A 21,545-nucleotide genomic window follows, 5' to 3' on the forward strand; every position below is an offset into this window, starting at 1 on the left:
TCAGTCCAGGCGGCGGCGACGTGTCGCCAGCACACCGGCCACGGCGATGCTCGCCAGGGCCAGGCTGGCCGGCTCCGGAACGGTATTGCCAGCCGGGTCCTGCACGCTCAACGTCAGCTTAAGGTAGTCCACCACGCCGCCGTCGTAGTCGTCCGCCGGGCGGATTTCGATCTGATCGGCGCCGGTCAGCCCGTTCAGCACATTGCTCAGGTCGAACACGTCCATGACCGCCACGTTGAACGGGTCGTTGGCGGTCGTGCCGTTGCTGACATTGCCCACGAAGCTGCCGTTGACATAGAGGCTGGCAGCACCGCTCATGCCCCAGCCGCCGCTGAACACTTCCAGTGAGGCGCCGAGCAACTGGCCGGTCCAGCTGCTGTTCAATACAGCGCTGAAGCCACCCTGCAGCAGGACGACGTCATCGCGCGCAATCCAGGCGTCGGTGTCCGCGTTCGTGGCGGCACCGGGCAGATCCGAAAACAGGAACGGATCGCCGCTGGCGACGGCCGGGACCAGGCCGAAGCCGTTCGCGTCCCCGTACCAGGTCGTCACGGTGCCGGCATGGGCAACGCTTGCGAATGCAGCGGACAGGCCGATCAAGGCGGTGGACAAACAACGACGAAGGACGAAATTGGTTTTCATGCGGGGATCCGGAAACAACGAGGAAGCAGCGCCCGCGCGCAGGCCTGCGGATGCTAGGGAGATGGGCCGGTCCTGCCCATCCCCGGAGGAGGGGGCGCCGGCGCCTGGAGGCGTGAACACGATCATCGGCCGCCCACCAGTTGCTGCCATTGGGCCTTGGCACGTTCTTCGAGAGCCTTCAGCCAGGCATCGCTGAGCGCCTGGGCGCGTTCGGCCTCGTCCCGGGCGATTTCGGCGGCCGTCTTGGGCGGCACGCCGGCGGCCTGGGGAGCGGAGACCTGGCCCCGCTCTCCGCCCGCGCCCAGCAGCGCTGCCGACGTGGCATGCAGAAGCGCGGAGCTGCCCGCCTGAGTCTGCATCACCTGTGCCTCGGACGCGGTCACGACGAAGGGGTTGACGCCGGCTGGCGTGGCCACCGAGACCCCGGCCAGCACCGTCACCGTGATCGTCTGGCTCACGCTGGCACTGGCGCCGTTGCTTGTCTCACGGCTGGCCGCAGTCACGGTGAGCCGGAGGTCACCGGTGAACCCAGTCGGCGGTGTGAGGCCGAGCTGCCCCAGGCGCCAGCCCGTCAGGTCGATGGGCGCGCCGCCCTGGGCCGTGTGCACACCATCGCCGAGCACCGCACCCGCAGGCACGCCGTCGAGCGTCAAGGCCAGTGTCTCCGTGCCGAAGGTGTCGGTCAGCGCTGCGGCCAAGGCGGGCAACGCGATCGCCGTGTCGGCCAGGCCGTAGACCCGGCCCGCGCCCACGGGCAGCGTCTCCACGAGATGGATGTCGTCGATCATGGCGCCGCGTTGCGGCACTGTCGTGCCGCTGGCGACGGTATCCCCGCCTTCGAGCACGATGGTGATCTTTCGGCTGGCGCCGTTGCCCGCGAACTTGAAGCTGAGCGCCTCCCAGTTCAGGGCCGTCATCGGGCTCGTGCCACCGTAGGCACCGACCTTGATGCCATCCACGTAGATGCCGATCTGCGTGTTCTGCGCCGACAGGCCCAGGCCGCCCGCGTAGTCGAGGCTCAGCGTGTAGACCGCGCCGTCGATCGTGTCGACGTTGCGCTCCACGCCCAGCGTCTGGTAGGCGCTGTTGCCTCGGCCGTTGCGCAGCGCCAGCCACTGCGTGCCATTGCCTGTCATCGGCTGCACGATGACGTTGTTGCCGGCGGCACTGGCCATGCGGTCTCCCGCCGCCCAGATCTCGAACGCTGCCGTCTTGCCCGTCGTCGGCGTGAGCACGGTCCAGCCTTCCAGCGCTGGACCGGCCACGGCGCTGGCCAGCGCGTTGGCATTGGCCGGAGTCTCCCAGCTTGTCGCCAGCAGCTCGCGGCTGACGGCGATGTCGCGCGCCGTCAGCGCCAGCGTGGGCGCGTCGGCGATTGCGGCGAACTGCGCGGTCAGCGCCTGCGTGGTCGTCGCGTAGCTGCCGGTGGCGCCTTCGATGGCGGTAGCCTGCAGCTGCAGGGCCACGTTGCCGTTGAAGTCGCGCCGCGGCGTCAGCGTGAGGGCATCAAGCTGCCAGCCCGCGAGGTTGACTACACGCTGCGAGGCCGAGGGCGTGAAGCTGCGCGTGCCGTCGGAGAGCGTGAAGCCGTCCGGCAGGCCCGTCAGCGTCAGCACCAGCGTCTCGGAGCCGTCGTTGTCCACGAGGCCCGCGACGATGGCGTGCAGAGCCAGGGCCGCGTCCTCCATCCCAGTGATGGTGTTGCCACCGGTGACGGCGAGCGTCGGCGCATCGGCCACCGCGGCGATGTCAATCACGACGTTCGCTGCAGCGCTGTACAGCTCGCCGTCGTAGGCCTTGAAGCCGATGCGGGCGTAGTGCTCGCGGCGGTTCCCTTCGCCCTGCGTGGCGTAGCCGGACCCGCCAGAGGCATCCGCCGCTGGCACGAAGCGCAGGCCGAGTACGGCGAGGTCCGCCTCGCTGAAGCGGTCGCCAACAGCCACGGCGGCCCAGCTGCCGTCGGCTTGCTGGCGTTGCAGCGTGCCGTCGGCCGGCAGGCCGGTGATCTCGATCTTCAACAGGTCGGGTCGGCTGTCCGGATCTTGCGCGACGAACAGCGCCCAGCTGATCGGCAGCACTTCGTCTTCCGTGCCGGCGACTTGGCTATCGGAAGCCTGCGGCGCCTGGTTCGGCGTGTTGTCGGCGGTCACGGTGATTCGCACGGTCACGATGCTGGAGGGCGCCTGACCGTCGCTGACCTGGTAGCTGAAGCTGTCCGGCCCGGCGAAGTTGCTCGTGGACTTGTAGCTGAAGCGGCCGTCCGGCAGCACGTTGAGCACGCCATGCGCCGGGCCGTTCACGATGGTCGCCGTCAGCGTGTCGCCGTCGACGTCATAGGCCGTGGCCAGCGGGTCGAAGGCGAGCGTCTGGCCCGCGCCCGCGGTCAGTGTGCGGCCGGCCAGCGTCGGCGCGTCATTGACCGGGCGCACCGTCAGCGACACGGTCGCTGTGTTGCCGGGCTTGCCGTCGATGATGAAGCGGTAGCTGAAGCTGTCGCTGCCATTGAAGTTCGCCGCGGGCTGGTAGCTGAACCGGCCGTTGGCCAGCAGCGTCAGCGTCCCGTGGGCCGGGCCGTCGACCTGCTCGACGATGACGTTGGTCGCGCCGAACAGCAGGTCGTTGGCGAGCACGTCGACGGTGGCCGAGGTGTCTTCGTCCAGCGTCGCCGCATCGCCCACCGCCAGCGCATCCCCCACCAACTTCACGTCCCGTACGGTCATCGTGCTGGCCTGGGCGGCAAAGCCGAGCAGGTCGAAGCTCAAGAGCACCGCTTTGCCGGCGAGCTCCGGCGCCAGTGCGACGAAGTACGTCGTGCTGCCGTCGATGTTGGTCTGGCGTGTCACCGTGCTGGCCAGGCGCTCGCGACCATCGGTTTGCAGGTTCAGCAGGGCGTCGGAGCCGGAGAGGCTGACGGTGCCGGCGACCGGCAGGCCGGTGGCGGCGTCGAGCAGGGCCACTTCGAAGGCGTCCGACGGACCGGCCGCGTTGGCGAGCAGGTGCGGCGCTTCGATCGTGAAGCTGAGCAACTGGTCGTTTGCGCCAACCTGGAAGGCTTGCAGCAGGCGGGCTTGGCGGCCACCGTTCTCACCGAGGATCGCGCCGTCCGCCGTCAGCCGCACGTCACCCTGGGTCATCCAGCCTGCGCCGAGCGCGGCGAAGGCGCCGTTCGTCAGCGTGGGGTTGGCGACGAGCTGGTAGCTCGGCGACGTGGCGACCGGCGTGGTAGCCGCGGGCGTGCCGCGGATGGCCACGTGCGTCACGAAAGCCTGGTCGGCGCCGGGCGTGGCGTCGCGGAGGTCGGCGATATCTTCCGCACCGATCAGGCGCCGCTCGCCGGTCTTTAGCACTGCGGACATCGCGTCGTCGGCACCGTCGGCATGGGCCAGGCCCAGGGCGTGGCCCATTTCGTGGATGAGCACCGTCAGCAGGTCAAGCTTGCCCGCCGCGGCGCTGCCGTCGAGGGCTTCGAACGCCTGGGCATTGGCGCCTGCCGCGAACTCCTCTGCCAGCGTGGGCGTGCTGTCCACGAACCAGCCCCAGCCGGCGCCATCGGCCGACAGGGTGATGTGGTTGCCCTGAGTCACGCCGGCCTCGCCGACACCCAGCGTGCCGAAGGCTACCTGGATGCTCGCCAGCGCTGCGCTGGACGCACCGGCCTGTAGCCAGTAGTTTGCGGCGGCGTCGATGGCGAAGTGCAGGGTCGCGTCGTCCAGCACGCTCGGTGCGGTGGCGCCGGCCACGGGTGCATCGAGCTTGTTGGACGGGTTGGCGACGTAGCGAACCACCAGGCTGCCCACCGTACCAGCAGGCGGCATGTCGACCCACACAATGCCCGTCACGATCTCCAGTTGACCGCTCTGCATCAGCTCCCAGGCCTTGGCGTACTGCTCCTTGCCGATCTTGCTGGTGATCTCGACGCCGTTGATCTTGCCGGTCTTGTGGACCTGCGTGATCCAGTCGACCGTGCGGGCGTACAGCGACACGCGGTCGGGCGTGTTGACATCGGCCTTGCCGCGGATCGACCCCTTGGCGTCCAACACGGTCAGTACGGCCTTGCCGCCCAGCGCTTGCGGGTCGAGGTCGAGGTTCCACATGTCGGGGCCGTTGTTGCGGCCGCCGTTGCGCACTTCCTCCTCCAGGAACTTGAGGCCGGTCTGCTCACGCATGGCCAGGCTCGCGTACTTTTCGCCCACCTCTCCGGTGTTGGCGCGGGAGTCTTCGGTCCAGTTCGACAGGAAGCTGTCGTCCTTGTAAACAGTGCGCGCGTTCTCGTCAGCGATCTGGCGGTAGTTCGGCAGCTGATTCACCTCGCACATGTTGTGCACCCACACGCCGATCGAGCCGACGTAGTAGGTGTGGAAGTCTTCCACCTCCAGGTTGTAGACGCGGGCCGTCTGCGTCAGCGCGGTCGGCCGCGCGGTCAGCACGTTGGCGAAATTGCGGATGTACAGCGTGCACTGGGTGTTGAGGTCGGCCGCGCCCACCCAGCCCTTGTGCTTCACGAAGAAGGGGTGGTTCAGCGTGACGGTGAGCGTTTCCTCGTGGTTGTTCGGGATGTCGAAGATCGACACCTCACAGACCTGCTTGTCGTCGAAGGCGAAGGCTCGCGTCACGCGCTTGTAGACGTACTCGCCAGCCTCACGGAAGCGTGCCGGTGGCGTCTGGTCGTCCGGGTAGGACAGCACCCAGTCGCCGACCTGGATCGCCTCGATGGGCTTGGGGCCGTCCTTCGTGTGCACCAGCGTGCCGGCCACAAAGCAGGGCTGGTCGCCGTGCAGCTGCCGACCGGCCTCGGTGCGGTTGAGCTGGCGCTCGATGCCAACGGCCTGGCTGGAGACCTCGATGCCGCAGGTGGTGTTGTGCACCCAGACCGCCGCGTCGCCCACGTAGTAGGTGTGGAACTCCTCCACCTCGAAGTTGTAGACCTTGCTGGTGTAGGCCTCGCCCAGCACCAGCTTGTCGAGAGAGCGGACGCGCTCGGCGTCGGCCACCTGCAGCACGCCGTCGCGCAGGCAGATGACCTGGCCCACGTCGACGCGGTCATCGGCGGCGAACAGCAGGTCGTCGTACTGCGTGCGCTGCAACGGTGCCGCCGCATGGACTTCGGCATGCCGGCCGTCGGCCAGCTGTAGCACCATGCAGGGCTCCAGGCACTCAGCCGCCATCCAGTGCTTGCCATCGACCTCCGGCCCCTCGACCCAGAAGGGGTGGTTGGGCGTGGCGAATAGCGTGTGCAACCCGGCGACGCCGTCGATACGGTATTGCACGGCCATCACTGGCTCGTTGGCGTGCACCACCTCTCGCACCACTCGGCGGTGGGAGATGTCGCCGCCGTCCTCGGGCTGGGACAGGACCATCGTGCCGACCCGGATCTGCTCGATGGGCACGGCGCCGCTGATCGTCTGCACCGGTGTGCCTGCCACGAAGCAGCCGGTGTATTTCACCTTGCCGTCCGCCCCTGGGGCCTTCATGGCGCCATCTGTGGTCTTGCCGAAGTTCTCGACCGGCAGCGCACGGCCGTCGCCGACCGATGCGCCGCTGGAGTCCACACGCGGAGATTCGACGGTGTAAGGCTTGGTGCCCGTGGTCTGCTCCGTGAGGTCCTTCAGCGAGGACTTCTCCACCACGCCGCGCCGCATCTGCTGCTGGGCGAAGTCAAGCTGCTTGACGCGCAGTTGCAGCTGGCGCTTGATCGCCGGCGTCACGTCGGTCATGGGCAGCACCAACGCCATCAGGTTGTAGAACTCGTTGCGCGCATCGACCCAGTTGCCCTGGACCATCGCCGCGCCCATCTTGTAGACACCCTCCGCGGCCAACGTCACTGGGTTGTACTTGAGGGCCGCGACGGCCATGTAGTTGGCAACGTCGCCGACGGACGGGCTGCTGTCGATCAGCTGCAGGAACTCCGTCGGCGACATCAGGTCCGGCGGCACCGAGCCGGTGGTCAGCGAGTGCAGCAGGTTCACGTCGCGCAGCGCCACGCCGGCTGCGTTGGTGGTGAGCAGTGTCATGCCGCCCACGAGCCCGTCGGTGGCTTGCGCGAAGCTGGCCACGTGCTGGCTGAAGCCGCTGCCTTCCCCGGTGCTGTAGCCGGTGTTGCGCAGCAGCGTCTGCGCATCCTCGTACTGCTGCTGGTAGGCGGAGTCGTCGCCGCCGAAGATGCGCGTGGTCGAGCCCACGATGATGGAGCCCAGCGATACCAACTGCGCCATCGTGCGCACGGCGAACATCTCGACGGTGCCGGCTACGGTCGGATCGCTGAGCACCAGCGGGCCTGTGTTGGTGGGTACGCCGGCCTTGTCTGCCTTGGTCTTGGCGGCCTCATAGACGCTCGGTGCCATCTGCTGCAGGTTGGGCACGTCCTGCAGCGTCAGCGACGGCACGGCCTGCTGCGCCGAGTAGGCGCCGACCCCGTAGATCCAGCCGAACAGCTTGCCGTCGCCCGCGGTGTCGTAGCGCGCCGGCGTCACTGCCGGGTACTGGTTGCTCAGGGCGCCGATGCCGTCGCGGTCGATCGGGATGGTCTGCGGACGGCCCTTGGCGTTGATGGCGGCCTGTACAAGCTGGCTGGCATTCCACACGAAGAGCGAGCGGTACATCAGGTCGGAGTACTGACCGCCGGTGTAGTAGCCGGACTCGTCCTCGACGAAGCCGTCGGCGTAAAGCATGCCGTTCTGGTCCAGCATGAGGTGGTCCAGCGCCACGCCGACGATGGGCGTGGTGGCGCCGAGGAAGACGGGCTTGCCGTTCACGCCGAACGGATCCTCGATGACACCGATCTTGCCGCCGATCTGCTTGCCAAAGCCCAGCGTGTCGTCCGAGTAACTGTGGACGTCGACGAAGAAGAAGTTGTAGTCGGCCACCAGCGCATAGGTCTTGCCCTGGTAGTTCAGAATCACCGAGCCGGCCGAGCGCTGGATGTTGAGCTGGTACTTGGCGTCCAGCCAGCCCGGGCGGTCCGGCACCAGCTTGGAGCCCGTCACCGCAGCGGAGCCGGTCAGTGTGCCGTCGCTCGAACTCGTCGAGAAGGTAATGCCCAGCGTGCCGTAGTCGTAGTCCTTGGAATTGGAGACGAGGAACTGCGCTCGGCCCTCGCCGCTCGCGATGTACTGCGGCCCCTTGGCCAGGTTGCTCTGCGGCAGCGCGGCCAGGTCCAGCTTTGTGACCATGGACGAGGACACGTTGTTGTCCTTGCCGACACCGTACAGGTCGATGACGTACACATTGCCGCCGATCAGCGTGCCCGAGCGCGACGAGGTCGTCTGCAGCAGCGGCGCGGTCACGGCGAGGTAGCGGCCACTGTTGATGGCCATGTCGCGGAAACCTAGCGGCGCGATGACGCCGGGCAGGGTCAGCGTCTGCATGACCTTCAGGAAGTCGGGGCCTGAGTCGATGTTGATCCGAACGACGCGGCCGCCGCTGTTGCCGTAGCTGCTGCCCTCGCTGACGTAGAGCCAGCCGTCGTTGATGGCCAGACTGCTGATGGGCGCACCGGCGCCCTGCACGTCGTAGCTCAGCACGATGTCCTGGGTCATCGTGTCGAAGACGTAAATGCGGTTGTTGCGGCCGGCGATGAAGGCCAGCGTGCCGTCTTCGCTGAAGACGATCTGGTGGGCATAGCTGCCGGCGAACTGGAGCTTGCGGCCCTTTTCATCCACCGTGACCTGGCCAACGCGAACCGGCTGCGGGTTCGCGCCCGGGTCGAACACGGTGGAGGGCTGGAAGATGTCGATGGTGTCCGCCGTCGTGACCAAGATGTCCTTGGACGGGTCCATCGGCGCTGCGGCAACCAGACGGCTGTAGTTCGGCGCGGCTTCCGCACGCGTGGTTCGCAGCATGTCGTCGTACTGGTCCAACGTCAGCGGCGGCGGCGCATGCACGGGCGGGGCGACCAGGTCGGCCGGCGTAGGCAGACGCCGCGTGCCGGTCGGGATCTCGGTGTTCATCACGCTGTCGTCGCTGCCGTCGCCGACGATGTTCAACAGACCGCCCACTTGCTCGACGAGCGTCGTGAGCAGGTCGACATGTCCTTCCGCCGCGCTGCCGGGGGCGGCGGCAAAGTGCTTGGCACCGGCGTAGGCTGGCACGAAGTTCGCATCGTTGGCCGGGTCGCTGGCGGTGGTGTCGACGTACCAGCCCCAGTGCGCTGCATCGCTGGACAACGTGATGAGTTGACCGCCGGCCAGCGCCAGCGCGTTGCCGCTTAGCGTGTCGAGCTTGACTTTGAGCGTGTCCTGCAGGCGGCTCACGTCGATGCCGCGAGTCTTCCAGATGGCGATCGCCTGCGCGAGCATCTGGTCGGCCACCGATTGCGACACGGACGCTGCGTGCGGGTCCGGGCCTACGGTGGGCACGTAGGCGATGGTCGAGTTCAGCTGGATCAGGTTGACCTCGTCGCTGACCGTGACGGGTTCATCCAGCCAGCCCGGCGGCAGCGAGGCGTTGGGCGCGCGTTCGACGTAGATGTCGTGCTGCGACAGCGCGATGCCGGCGGGCAGTGTGAGGTGCAGGCTGCCATCGGCCTGCGGCGTCACCTCGAAGGCCTGCCAGATCAGGCCGTTGACGGGTGCGGCCCCCGGCTCGGTCACGGAGTCCAGCTGGTCACCGGTGGGCACCAGCCACAGCTTGAGCTTGAACAGCTCGGGCGGCTGGCCCGGAGGAACGAAGTTTGTGCCTTTGACGACCAGTTCTCGGGTCGTCGGGTTGTACTGCACCTGGTTGATCGCGGGCGTCGCCAGCGGCAGCTGCGGCGGCGTCGGGATCGAGGCTGTGGAGTTCGGCAGCAGCGCGCCCTGAGGGATCTGGATGAGGTAGGCGCCCTCAGTGGTGTAGTTCAGCCCCACCACATCGCTCATCGTCGCGAAGATGCCCAGCACGCTGGCCGCCATCATGGGCGTGGGTGCGAGCGACGCGTACATCAGCGCGGACACCCACGCCGTGGTGTTGACCAGCGCGGCAGGGATCTTGGTCGCGCCGGTCTGGTGATCGACCTTGGGAGTCCCTGTGACGATGAAGTTGCCACCGCCCTTGGCTGCGACATAGGGCGGGCTCGCGGTGCGAGCGTAGCCGTCGGCGCCGATGTAGCCGTTGTCCACCAGCCACCATGTGTTGTGCAGCACGCCGTCCGCGCCACGTACCTGGCCCTCCTGCCAGAAGAACACCTCTGAGCCGGGTGACAGGTCGGCCGGCCCGCCGGTGGTCGGGTCGATGGCGGCATTGACCTTGACGGCCAGTTGCAGCGGCGTGCTGACCGTGGCGCCGTTCAGCTCCACATGCACGGCCGCCAGCGCCGGCAGCAGCGTCGACACCGGCGCCGGCGTCGTCAAGTTGGCCAGGCTCAGCGACTCAATGGAGGCGATGGTGTTGGACGACAGCGAGTTGGCGCCGATGGTCAGCGTGTTGCCCTGGGCGTCCTGCGTGACGACGCCGCTGGCCACCGTGGCCACGGTGGCACCGATGTTGGCCGCGCGCACGCGCAGCTCAATGCTCGCCTGCAGGCCGGCGTGAACGACGGTGATGAGCGTCGTGCCGATGGCCTTGGCCGTGATCAGACCATCGGCCGAGATGTCGGCGATGCGAGGGTCGCTGATGAAGTAGTGGGTGCCATTCGCGGCACCGCCGATGTCGGCGCCGAGGTAGGAGCCGTCCAGCACGTGCACGTCGATCTGGCGCTGGCCGCCGTTGGCTGCGAGGTCCACGGCCACCGGGTAGGTATCCAGCTCGTTGCCGTAGCGGTCCAACTTGGGCGCGGAAGGGTTCAGGCCCACGGTGATGGCGTTGTAGGCGGTGTATTGCCCCGCATGCACAGCGATGACGGCCACGCCGGGTTTGTTGGCATGCAGCCGGCCGTCGGCGTCGACGGAGATCACGTCGGGGTCGCTCGACTCGACCCGGATGTAGCTTGCCGGCAGCGTCACGCCGACCTGGTCGGAGAAGTCACCGGTGACCTTCAAGGCGAGTGCCGATCCGGGCGTCATCACGGGCTGGCGGGTGACATTGACCGCCACCAGCGGCGCTGCACTGACGTTCACCTTGACGGTGATCGGCGCACTGCGTGTGTAGCCGTCGTCGGCCAGCAGGCTGATTTCGGCCTGGCCACTGAAGCCCGCCTCGGGTGTGAAGTTCAGCGTGTGGCCGTCGGGTAGCAGGCTGACCGTGCCGTGGCTCGTGCCGAGCACGCGCCAGAAGACCCGGTCGCTCTCGAAATCTGAGGCGGCGACGTCGATGTCGGCACTGACGCCGAGATTGGTGTGGGTGTCGAGACCCGTGAAGCCCGGTTTCGCCACCGGCGCGACGTTGGCATGCCAGCCGTAGTTGGCGTAGGCGATCTGGCGGTCGGTATCGTTGGCGATGCCGTCGCCGTTCAGGTCGGCACCTGGCTGGCCGGCGCCGAACACGGCCGTGTCGTTGCCGTCCACCTTGCCGTCACGGTTCAGGTCGCCGGAAACGCTCAGCTTCAGCATGGCCGCGCCGCTGCCCGAGAGGGTCAGCAGCTTGAGGCCGGCGGTGGTGACGCGCAGCAGCGTCGTCGTCACGCCGCCGTGGCTGAGCTGGCTCAGCACTGTGGCGCCCTCGACAGCAAGCGTTGTGCCCGCGGTGGTTTGCACGGCGTAGAGGATGGCGCCTGCCGCGCCGGGGTGGCTGATCGTGCTGGCCAGTTCGCTGTCGCGGACGTTGAACGTGAAGTTCAGTGGTGTGCTGGCCGCCAGGCTGCCGCTCCAGCTGTTGGTGGGGCTGGCTTCGCTGGCCAGCCAATCGGCAGCACCGCCGAGCGCGGCCGTAACGGGCGCGTTTATCAGCGAGCCGTCGGTGCGGTAGCCCAGGACCTGGTTGAGGCCATCGTCCAGGCTACGGGCCAGCACGAGGCGGCCAGCCGTGTCGTAGCGGTAGACGAGCGTGGCATCGCCACCGCCAGCCTCCCGGCCGACGATGCGTTCGATGCGGCCGGCGACATTGCGCTCGAACGCGACGCGCTGGCTCGGGTCGTTGCTGCCTACCAGGGCGACGCCTGCGTCCGACACGAGCCACTGTTGACCGTCGGCGAAGCGCACGCCCTGCACCTGGCCGCGCGTGTCCAGGCGGTAGCTCGTGCCGTCGGGGCCGGTCAGTTCGTAGCCGCTGGGCTGCCAGGGCAGTCCGGTCGTGCGGTCGAGCAGGCGTTGGCCCTGGAGCTGCAGGGTCACCGTGACCTCCGGGTCAGCGCCGAGGGCCGTCAGCGTCCAGCCCAGCGCGTTGCCGGTGAAGACAGGGTGCAAGGCGCTGGGCGAGGTCGGGTCGCTCGACAGAGGCCGGCTCTCCGTGCCGAGGCTGAAGCTCAGGTAGGCGGTGGCGGCGTTGGGCGAGCCCAGGCTGGCCGGCATCTGCAGCCAGACGCGTGCACCCGATAGCCAGGCTGCTGACACGCCGAGGCTGCCGCTGCCGGCCTGGTCGTGGGTCAGGTGTGCGTCCAGCAGCGGCAGCGTCCAGTTGCCGAGGTCGCCATTGCCGGAGGTGTTCAGGGTTCGCGTCAGCGCGAGGTCGTGGTTGCCGAGGTGGAAGACGGCGTCGGTCGCTTCGGCCTGCACGAGCTGCTTGCTGGCCGAGTCGATCAACAAGCGGGTGGTGACCTCGGCGGTACGGCCGGTCAGGTCCCAGGCCCGCAGGCGTAGCACGTAGACGCCGTTGGCCCAGGTCGACGGGTCGAGCGTGGCCAGCGCCAAGTCGGTGTTGACGAGGGTCCCGGCCGTGTCGGCCTGCGCAAGCGTGCGCCAGGCGGACTCGTCCACCCGGTCTCCGTTGGAGGGGGCGGCCTCGAGCACATAGCCCATCAGCTGCAGGTCGGCCAGGTGGGCGGTCAGCGCCGTTGCGCTGCCGATGACGACGGGCGCCAGGCTGCCGGCGTCGAGCACACCGCTGAAGCCGATCTGAGGTGCGGTTGTGTCCAGCGGGTCGCGCACGCGCACGGTTTGCGTCGTGGTGGCGGTGAAGCCGTCGGCGTCCACGGCAGTCACGCGCAGCTCGATGAGGCCGGGTTGCGTGGGCGTGACGCGCACGCGGCCCAGGCCGTCGAGGCTCAGCGTCACCCAGCCGGTCTGGCCTGGGCTGCGGGCCTGCACGGTGAGGCTAGCGATGGGGCTGAAGGCATCGGCGCGCACCGTGGCGAGCACCGTCTGGCCGGGCAGCACCGGTGTGCTGGGCGTCAGGTTGACGAGCAGCTTGGGCGCGTTGGCCTCGGCCTCGGCGACGACGCGCAGCACGAAGCTGCTGCTGGTGCTGTTCTTGCCGTCCCCGACGGTGGCCAGCACCGTGAAATCGCCCACCTGGCCGGGGCCGGGCGTCCAGTTCAGGCGGCCGTTGGCGGCGTCGTAGACGGCTCCCTCGGGCAGGCCCTGGAAGCTGACGGCGAGTTGGCTGGTTTGCGTCGCGCCGTCAGCGTCGAAGACGTTGATGGCACCCACGGGTGCGGTCACAGTCTTGGCGACCGGCAGCGAGAAGCTCTGGCCCACCAGCAGCGCATGGCTGGCGGTGGAGATCTCGGGCAATCGGTTCACATCGAAGACGCGCACCTGCACCGAGCGTGTCACCGTGGCCTTGCCGTCGGTGGCGCTGAAGTTGAAGGTGAAGGCACGCGACTCGTCCGTCGCGTTGTCGACGACATCGGCACCCGGCGTCCATTCGAAGTAGCCGGTGGCCGCGTCGAAGCTGACGCCGGCGGGCGTGCTGTCGTCGTGTATGAGCGTCAGCTGCGTGGCGTCGTTGTCGCCGTCAGTCACGCGCATTGTGAAGGACAGGGTCTGCCCCTCGGGCACCAGCTGGAGCGGCATGGGCAGCAGCACCGGTGCCTGGTTGACGTTGGCGACGACGATCTCGAGCTGGCGCGTGAAGCTGGCGCTGCCGTCACCGGCGGTGAGCGTTAGCAGGTAGTGGCCGGGCGCTGCGCCATTCTGGTTGTCGCTCTGCGCGGCGAAGAGGCCCGGCGTCCAGCGCAGCTGCAGGCGGGTCTGGCCGCCGGTGGCCTGGGCAGGCGTCAGCACCATGCCGGCGGGCAGACCGTCGACGGTCCAGTTCAGCACGTCGAGGTCGCTGTCGATGCCGGAGAGGTCAATGGTCAGCGGCGAGCCTTCGTCGACCTTGACGATGGTGCGCGTGCCCGCGAGCGGCTCGCCCTGTACGGTGCCTCCGGTGGCGGAAATGGCGAACAGCGTCGGCGCGGCATTGCTGGCGCGCACGACGATGCGCAGGTCGTGCACCGAAGTGTTGGGCACGGGTGGGTGGACCGGGTCGACGACATAGCCCGAGTCGGCCGGCGGCAGGCCGGAATCGGTGACGGCGAGGCTGATGTCGAAGTTGCCGCCAGTTGCGGCCGGCGGCGTCCACACCAGCGTGGCGTGGCCGTAGCGCGCGTCGCTCTCAATGCGCGCGCCGGCGGGCAGGTTGGTGGCGGCGAAGGTCAGCGCGTCCTGGTCGCGGTCCGATACGAGGATGGGCACGCGCAGTTCGGTGCCGGCCACGGCGACGACCTGGCTGGGCATGGAGATGACGGGAGCCTCGCTCGGGCTGCGCACGGTGACGACGAAGCTCTTGGCCGTGGCTAGCGCCTGGTTCACGTCGCCATCGCCGTTGTCCTGGGCGATGACGTTGATGACGTAGTCGCCGCGCTGGTTGGCCCCGGGCGCGAAGCGGATCACGCCGGTCAGCTTGCCATCGCTGTTGAGGGTCTGGGTGTACGTTGCGAAGGCCGGCAGGCCCTGCACGGTCAGCGTCAGCGGGTTGCCGTCGGCGTCGGTGGCCTCGACGGGGATCTCCAGCACCGCGCCGCGGTCGACGAAGGCGTTGGTGAGGTCGTTCAGTGCGGGCGCGCGGTTGGCGTTGCTGACGACGATGGGCAGTGTGACCTGGCTGGAAAGCGGCACGCCGGTGCCGTCGCCATCGTCGGTCGCGGTGACGGTCACGTGGTAGGTGCCGGCCTGGGCGTAGCCGGGCGTCCAGACGATCTCGAGCGTGTCCGCGTCGAAGCTGGCGCCGGGCGGCAGGCCGGTGACGTGGTAGGTGACGCTCGAGGTGCCGGCGCCACCGGCCGCCGTGCCGCCGGTCGACGGACGGACCTTGGGCTCGAAGCCCGGGTTGTCAGGGTCGAAGGCGAAGACGCTGATGCGCAGTGGCTGGCCTTCCAGCACGTTCCAGGTCTGCGCGGCGTCGAAGCTGGGCGCGCCGTTGGCGTTACGCACGTCGATGCCGAGCTCGCGCGTGACCGAGGTGAGGGTCTGCGTGCCGTCTGGGTCGGTGAAGATCGCCAGCAGGGTCACCGGGATCTTGACCTGGCCAGCCTGTGTGTAGCTCGGGTTCCAGGTGAACCAGCCCGTCAGGGGGTCCAGCGTGGCGCCGGCCGGAAGCCAGGTGGCGCTCCACTTCAGCGTGACCGTGCCACCGTCCGCCTGTTGCAGGCCGCCAGGCACGCTGCCGGGCAGCTGCATGCCGAAGCGGTCGCCCTCGCGCAGAACCTGCCGGTCCATCGTCGGGAATATGGGTTGCGGGTGGCCTTGCGTGACGGTGATCTTGAAGCTGCGCTGGATCTCCTGTTTGCCATCGCTTGCAACTACGAATATGTCGCTGTAGGTGCCGGCCTGGTCGTAGCCTGGCGTCCAGCTCAGCAGGCCGGTGGCGGCATCGAAGACCGCGCCGGGCGGCAGATTGCGCACCAACAGGGTGACGGTGTCGCCATCGGCATCCGCGCCTACCAGCGGCTGGCTGAGGCTCTGGCCTTCGGCCAGCGTCAGGTCCTGAACGGTGTTGAGGATGGGCACGTGGTTGCCGCCATCCACCGCCAGCGAGAGGCGGCGTAGGGACACGCCGCCGCGGCTGTCGATGACGCGCAGCAGCACCGTCGTGTCGGCGCGGTCCTTGGCGCTGGGTGTCCAGCGCAGCGTCGCCTTGTTGCCGTAGCCGCTGGCGCTGCTCTCCACGAGCGGGTCCTGCTCCAGCGTCATGCCGGCGGGGCCGCTGACGATCTCCCAGAAGAAGAGGCGGCCGTCGCTGTCCTGCGCGCCCAGTTGCGCTGTCCAGGCCTGGCCCGCCTGGGCCGTGGGCAGCGTTGCGGTGACAAGGTCCAGGCTGCCGTCGGCTTTGATCAGGCCCAGACTGGGAGGCACGTTGTCGTAGGGCACGGCATAGACGCCGTGGCCGAGGTTGAACTTGACGAGCTGGCCGGAGCCCGGCGAAGTGCCGAAGCTGGACGCCGGGCGCACGCTGACGGTCTGGTTCGCCAGCGTCTGGCCGGTCTTCAGCGGCGCCCCCTGCAGCGAGGCGGTCAGGTCCAGCACCCAGAGCTCGGCCTGCGAGCCGTCGCCCTGCACGGCGCCGGCGATGCTGTCGCCGAAGTAGCGGCCCGGGTCGAGCAGCAGCATTAGCGGCCCACGCAGGTCGTCGACGCCGAGGTTGGTCAGGCTGACGTCGTAGCTGAGGGCTCCCGTCAGGCGGTCCGCACGGGTGTTGACGAAGTCGATGCGCACCAGGTTGGAGATGTCCGTCACCGCCGTGAAGGCCAAGTCCCATGCCGTGCCGAGTTCGACCTGCTGCACGCTGCGCAGATGGCTCGAGACCTCCAGGCGCCAGCCGCCCGCGGGCAAGTTGGGCAGGCTCAGCACGACGCTCTTGCTGGCGGCGTCCCAGCGGACGCTCTCGGGCGTCAGGGTCAGGTTGCTGTTTGCGCCGGTGGCGATGAGGCGGTAGTTCGCTGCGTTGAGCACCGAGGAGATGCTGGTCGTGTCGGCGCCATCCGCGCCGGTCCACATCGCCTGGTCGAAGCTGATGGCGAGCTGCGTCAGCGGCAGCGGCACGAGGGCGCCGTCGGCCACGCTGGCGGCGACCACCTTGGGCGCCTTTACAGGCGCGAGCTCGTCGATGCGGTTGGTTTGTGCGACGAGCACGCGGCCATCGGCGGTGGCGACGATGCTTTCACCGCGCGTGCCGCCCTGAGCGAGCTTCAAGGCCCGGCGGCTGCTGAGCTCGATGGCCCAGACGGCGCCCGTGTGCGCAGCCGTGCTGCTGCCGTCAGCGGCGGTGGGCCGCTGCGGCGTGTTGCTGCTGGCCAGCAGCAGGCCCGCGAGACCCGTTCCCGCCTGGCCGAAGGCGAGGCTGTCCACGAGGCCGCTCAGGCGGTACTCCAGCTCCGCGCGGCCCTTGGTGGCGCCGCTCATCGGGAAGCTGATGATGTCGGTCGTCGCTTCCGGTAGGGCGCCGTTCACGTCACTGCCGGTCCAGCGCACGGCCCACAGCCGGTCATCCGGGCCGAAGGCCAGATCACCGACGCGGGTGTTGCTGAAGTGGCTCCAGGCGCGCTGCGCGTCCGCCTTAGGATCGAACACCTCCACGCCATTGCCGCTGGCCACGAAGATCAGGCCGGTAGCAGGCTGGATGGCCAGCGCGTGCGTCAGCGGGTCGCCCCCGGGCGAGGAGACGGCCTGGATGACGGCGCCCGTGCCGGCGTCGATCATCAGCAGCTGCGAGCCGGTCATGACCCACAGGTTGCCGGTGGCGTCCAGCGCCATGTCGAGGATGGCGGTGGCCGTCGTGAACAGGGGCTGCACCGAGCGGCCACCATCCTTGCCGAAGCGGAAGACCTCGTTGCGCGCGGTGCCGGCGCTGGCGAGCACCGAACCGTCGGCCAGCTCCACCATGGCCAGTGCACCGACGTCGCCCTCGCTGGCGCTGAAGCCGCTGGCGAAGCCGCGCAGCTGCAGCGGCGCAAGCACCGATTGCAGGTCGCTGCCGAGGCCACCGAGCGCTGGCGTGATGACGAAGCCGGGCAGCTGCTGCGCAGCCTGCGTGAACAGGCTGCTCGGGCTGTAGGTGCGATCGGGCGTCGCGGCAGGCAGCTCGGCGCTGGTGGCCAGCGTCTCGGTGACGCCCAGGCCTTGCTGCGCCTGGCCGCGGCTGCCGTCGTCGGGCAGCACGGCGTTGACAACGCTGGCTGCCTCGCGGTTGCCGGCGTTGTCGGTGGCGACCGCCAGGAACTCGTAGCGGTGCCCCGCCCGGCCGGTGAAGAGCGCCGTGCTCTCGGCGCCGGCCACCTGCTTCTGCCAGATACGGAAGTCGCCGCCGTCCTCGGCGACATAGACCGTCACGTGCTTGACGCCCGAGGCGTCGTCGGTGGCCTTCCAGTTCAGCTTGAACGTGGGCTGGCCGGAGGCGTCGTTGCCATTGCTGGTGACCGTCAGCGTCGTCTGGGGCGCGTCGGCGTCAAGCGTGTGGCTGATGCTGCTGCTGGCGATGGGCGGCGTGGCGTCGAAGAACACCCGCGCAGCAGCGGTGATCGTGGCGCCCGTCTTGGCGGTGTCCGCCGAACGGATGGTGTAGGAAACGAAGCCGCCCGTGGCCTTGCCGTTCGCGTCCGGCGGCAGCAGGCCGCGGGTCGGGTCGTGCAGAACCTCGCCGGTGTCGGGGTCGATCGCCTGGATCAGCCACGTCGCCACGCGCGCTTCTGCGTCGATGCCCGCGCTCACACGCAGCACATAGCCCTTGCCGGCTGCGCCGCTGAAGTCGAAGTCGCCCTGGAAGACGGCCTGCCCGTCCGGCACGTGGATGTTGATGTCGCCGATCTTCAGGTCGCCCAGGCGCAGGCTGCGCGCGTCCAGGTCGGGGTCGATGGCCGTCACGAGACGGACTTCTCCCACGGGACCGCCGGTCGGGTTGTTGAAGCTCAGCGTGTAGGGCAGCGCGTAGTCGGTCGGCACATAGGTGGAGCCGTTGGCCGCCGGCAGCGCCTGCGGGCCGCGCACGCTGATCGTCGCGCCGGCATCGGCCTGGGCCTGCGCGGCCTGCTGCAGGTAGCTCGTCAGGTTCAGCGCCTGCGGGCCGACGGGGCGGAACTCGCTGTCGAGCACGCCGATATGGCGCAGGTACTCGAGCTCCGCGCGGTTGCCGGCGAAGACGTCGAAGCTGATGAAGTGGGTGGCCTGCGCGGCATGCTGGTCGTAGTCGGCCGGATTGGGGGCGACGGGCACGGGCACCTCGACGGTGGTGCCGTCGTCGGTCTCGCGCACTTCCTCGTAGTCGACCGGCGCATGCGCGGCGTTCGGGTCGCCGGCGTACCTGGCCGTGTCGCCATACCACTGCTGGACCTTGGAGAAAAAGCCCAGAAGGTCGGCCTGCGTGCGGTAGCTGTCTCCGCCCTTGGCCAGCAAGATGCCCGACGCCAGCGTCGCGTTCAGGCTAAGCACGAGCTCATCGCTGCGGATCGCGGGCGCCTGGCCCTCGGGGCGCAGCAAGCCGGCGGTCTCCAGTGCACCCAGCCAGCCCTTCACCCATTGCGCCTCGTCGGCGGCCAGCACGGCGAGCGCACTTGGGGCCGACGCGTCCTTCAGGATGGCAGTGCGCAGCGCCTTGGCGTGGGCAGTCTGCTCCGCAATGAATTCATCACGGGTCAGCGCCGTCACGCTGGCCAGCGTGTCGAAGCGGAAGGGCATCGCCAAGGCCTCTTCCTTCGTGATGTGCTCCTCGGGATCCTTGGAGAGGAACTTGGCCGTCAGCCCCTTGGAGATCTTGTCCAGCCCCGTGACGCCTTCGTCCAGGATACCGGCGGCTTTCCAGTCGGGGTGGATGGCGTAGAGCTTGTCGCGCAGGCCCTCGAAGTCGTAGTTGATCCACTCGGCCAGGCCGGGGTAGGTCTGGACCTTGAATGTCACGCCGGCAAAGCCATTGGCCGCCAGGTCGAAGGCGTAGCCGGGCGCGAGGTTCCAGCCCAGGGTGTTGGTCATGCCATCGAGCGACGCCCAGGGCACGTCGGCGCGCACGCCGGTGGTGGGTGTCGTGCCGTAGGCCTGGTTGTTGCCGTCGCCCGCGGCGATCGCGCCGTCGGGCTTGCCGCCGACGTTGCTGCCGAACACGACGTAGGGCAGGTTCAGGCCTTCGAGCACGTACTCGCTGTTGCCCATGTCGGTCGCGCCGATGTCGAAGCGAATGTAGGGCGTGTCGACGTTCGTGAGGCTCTGCAGGCTGACGCTGTAGGTCGCTGCATCACCCGGCTGGATGTTGCGCGGGCCGCCGACGCCGATTGCGGCGTCGACTTCGATCATGCGCTCGACCAGGTAGCGATAGGGCTCGACGACGCGCTGGCCGTCGGGGTTGGTGACGATGACGTCATACACCCCCATGGGTACATGGCGCAGGTCGAACACGGCGCGGATGTGCGTGGCATCCAGGACTTGCCAGCGCTCGGGTTCGATCTCGAACTCTCCCGGGCGAGCCAGCTTGACCAGGGCGCCCGCCGCGAAGCGGGCACCTTCAATGTCCATCGTGACCCAGCGGTGGTCGTCGTCACCGACACCGCCCTGGTCGGGCGTGACCTTGGTGATGGACAGCGGCAGCAGGTCGGCGCGCAGCGTGACCGGCGTGTTGACACCGCCTTGCCGCGAGCGGACGAGGATGTAGTAGTCGCCCGCCTTCGTGGTGGGCACCAGCAGCGTCTGGTCGGGCGAGACCGGGTTGCTGTAGGCCACGTCGAATGCGCTGCCGGTGGGCACGTCGTTCCAGCGCACATACACCTCGTTGGCACCGTTCGCGGCGGTCGAGTCGAGCAGCACGCGCAGCGTCTCGCCGGCGGCGACGCTGACCTTGTAGACCTGGGTCTGGCCGTCGGTGAGCGTCGTGGCCAGCGCCTGGCCCACGGTCAATGTGGGCACGTCGACGTGCAGCGTCGCGCCAGAGGCGGTGCGATTGTTGGCTTCGCCCGCCGGCAGGTTCAGGCCGGTATCGGTGTAGGTGATCTTGCCCTCGAAGACCTCGTTGTAGAGGTCCGGGCGCACGATGACGCGCCAGTTGCCGTCCTTCAGCGGCGGCAGCTTGGCCTTCAGCGTCGCGGTGTAGCTGCCGTTGGCGCCCAGGTCGCCTACATGCGCGACCTTGCCGATCGCGATGTCGTTCAGGTCCCAGCTGTTGTCGGCCGACAGGTAGAGCGCATCCGTCCAGCGGCCGTAGGCCGGGTTGATGGACGAGTTCTGGATGGTGAAGGTGATCTCGACTTCGTCACCGACCTTGGCACTGCTGGGCACCACGACGTTGGTCGCGACGAGGTCGGCCGGTGGCGGCGTCTCGATGCGCATCGGCTGCACGGCCGCAGCGTTGTTGTTGTCGTCCTTGCCGAACTCCAGCACCTGGCCGCTGTCACCGCTGCCCCAGATGCGGGCCGGGTCGGTGACGACGAAGACGTAGTAGGGCCCCTCGAGGTCGCGTGGCGCCGTGTAGGTCAGGCTGCCCGTGTAGCTGCCGCCAGCGGCCAGGCCACCGCCGTGCTGCACATAGCCGAGGTAGCGGTCCTTGCTCAGGTCCAGGAAGCGGTCCTTGGACAGGTAGACCATGTCGTACCAGTTGCCCTGGTCCGCCGGCGTCTTGCCGCCGAGGTTCTCCACCTTGTAGCCGACGGTGAAGTTCTGGCCGGCGTAGACGGCTTGCGGTGCCGTGACGCTGGTGACCTGCAGGTCCGGCGGTGTCGCCAGCGTGATGGGCAGCGCGATCTTGGCCGTGTTGTTGGCCTCGTCGCCGAACTCCAGCACGCCGTTGGTGCCGCTCTCGCGGATGACCGGCAGGCCCGCGCGGATGGTGCTGGGCACCTCTGCGTAGAAGTCCTTGAAGACGCCGGTGTCGGCCTTGACGATGAGGTTGAAGTTGCCGCTGATCGACGTCGGGATCGCGAACGTCGCCGACTGCGTGTAGCTCTCGCCGGGCTTCAGGAAGCGCGGCTTGCCTTTCTCGTCGGTCAGGTAGACCTGGCGGGCGCGCAGCAGCGTCTCGATCTCGCTACCGCGGTCGACGAGCGGGTAGTCGCTCGGGTCCAGCGTTGCATCGCGCGACAGGTAGACGCCGTCCATCCAGCCCGGCACGCGGGTCTCGCGCGTGCCGCGGTTCGTGACGGTCCACGTGGCGGTGAT

The 21,545-nt window shown here is 68.6% G+C and carries 2 protein-coding genes (1 of these 2 running past the window's edge); both read right to left on the bottom strand.

Annotated features, from left to right (window positions below):
• Nucleotides 1-768: a PEP-CTERM sorting domain-containing protein gene (locus LXT13_RS15380; RefSeq protein ID WP_233372836.1), complete on the bottom strand. Its 768-nt coding sequence runs from the start codon at nucleotides 766-768 to the stop codon at nucleotides 1-3.
• Nucleotides 765-21,545: the 3' portion of a CARDB domain-containing protein gene (locus LXT13_RS15385; RefSeq protein WP_233372837.1), read on the bottom strand. Its footprint extends 6,282 nt past the window's final position; 20,781 of the gene's 27,063 nt are visible here — the last part of the coding sequence; its start codon lies off the right edge, out of view; the stop codon is at nucleotides 765-767. The genes LXT13_RS15380 and LXT13_RS15385 overlap by 4 nt, the downstream gene beginning before the upstream one ends.

The sequence above is a fragment of the Pelomonas cellulosilytica genome (assembly GCF_021353265.1).
Lineage (GTDB): Bacteria > Pseudomonadota > Gammaproteobacteria > Burkholderiales > Burkholderiaceae_C > Pelomonas > Pelomonas cellulosilytica.

Bases quoted from the DNA above. Each gene is read 5' to 3' on its own strand.
- LXT13_RS15380 (WP_233372836.1), bottom strand. From the start codon at position 768: ATGATCGTGTTCACGCCTCCAGGCGCCGGCGCCCCCTCCTCCGGGGAT.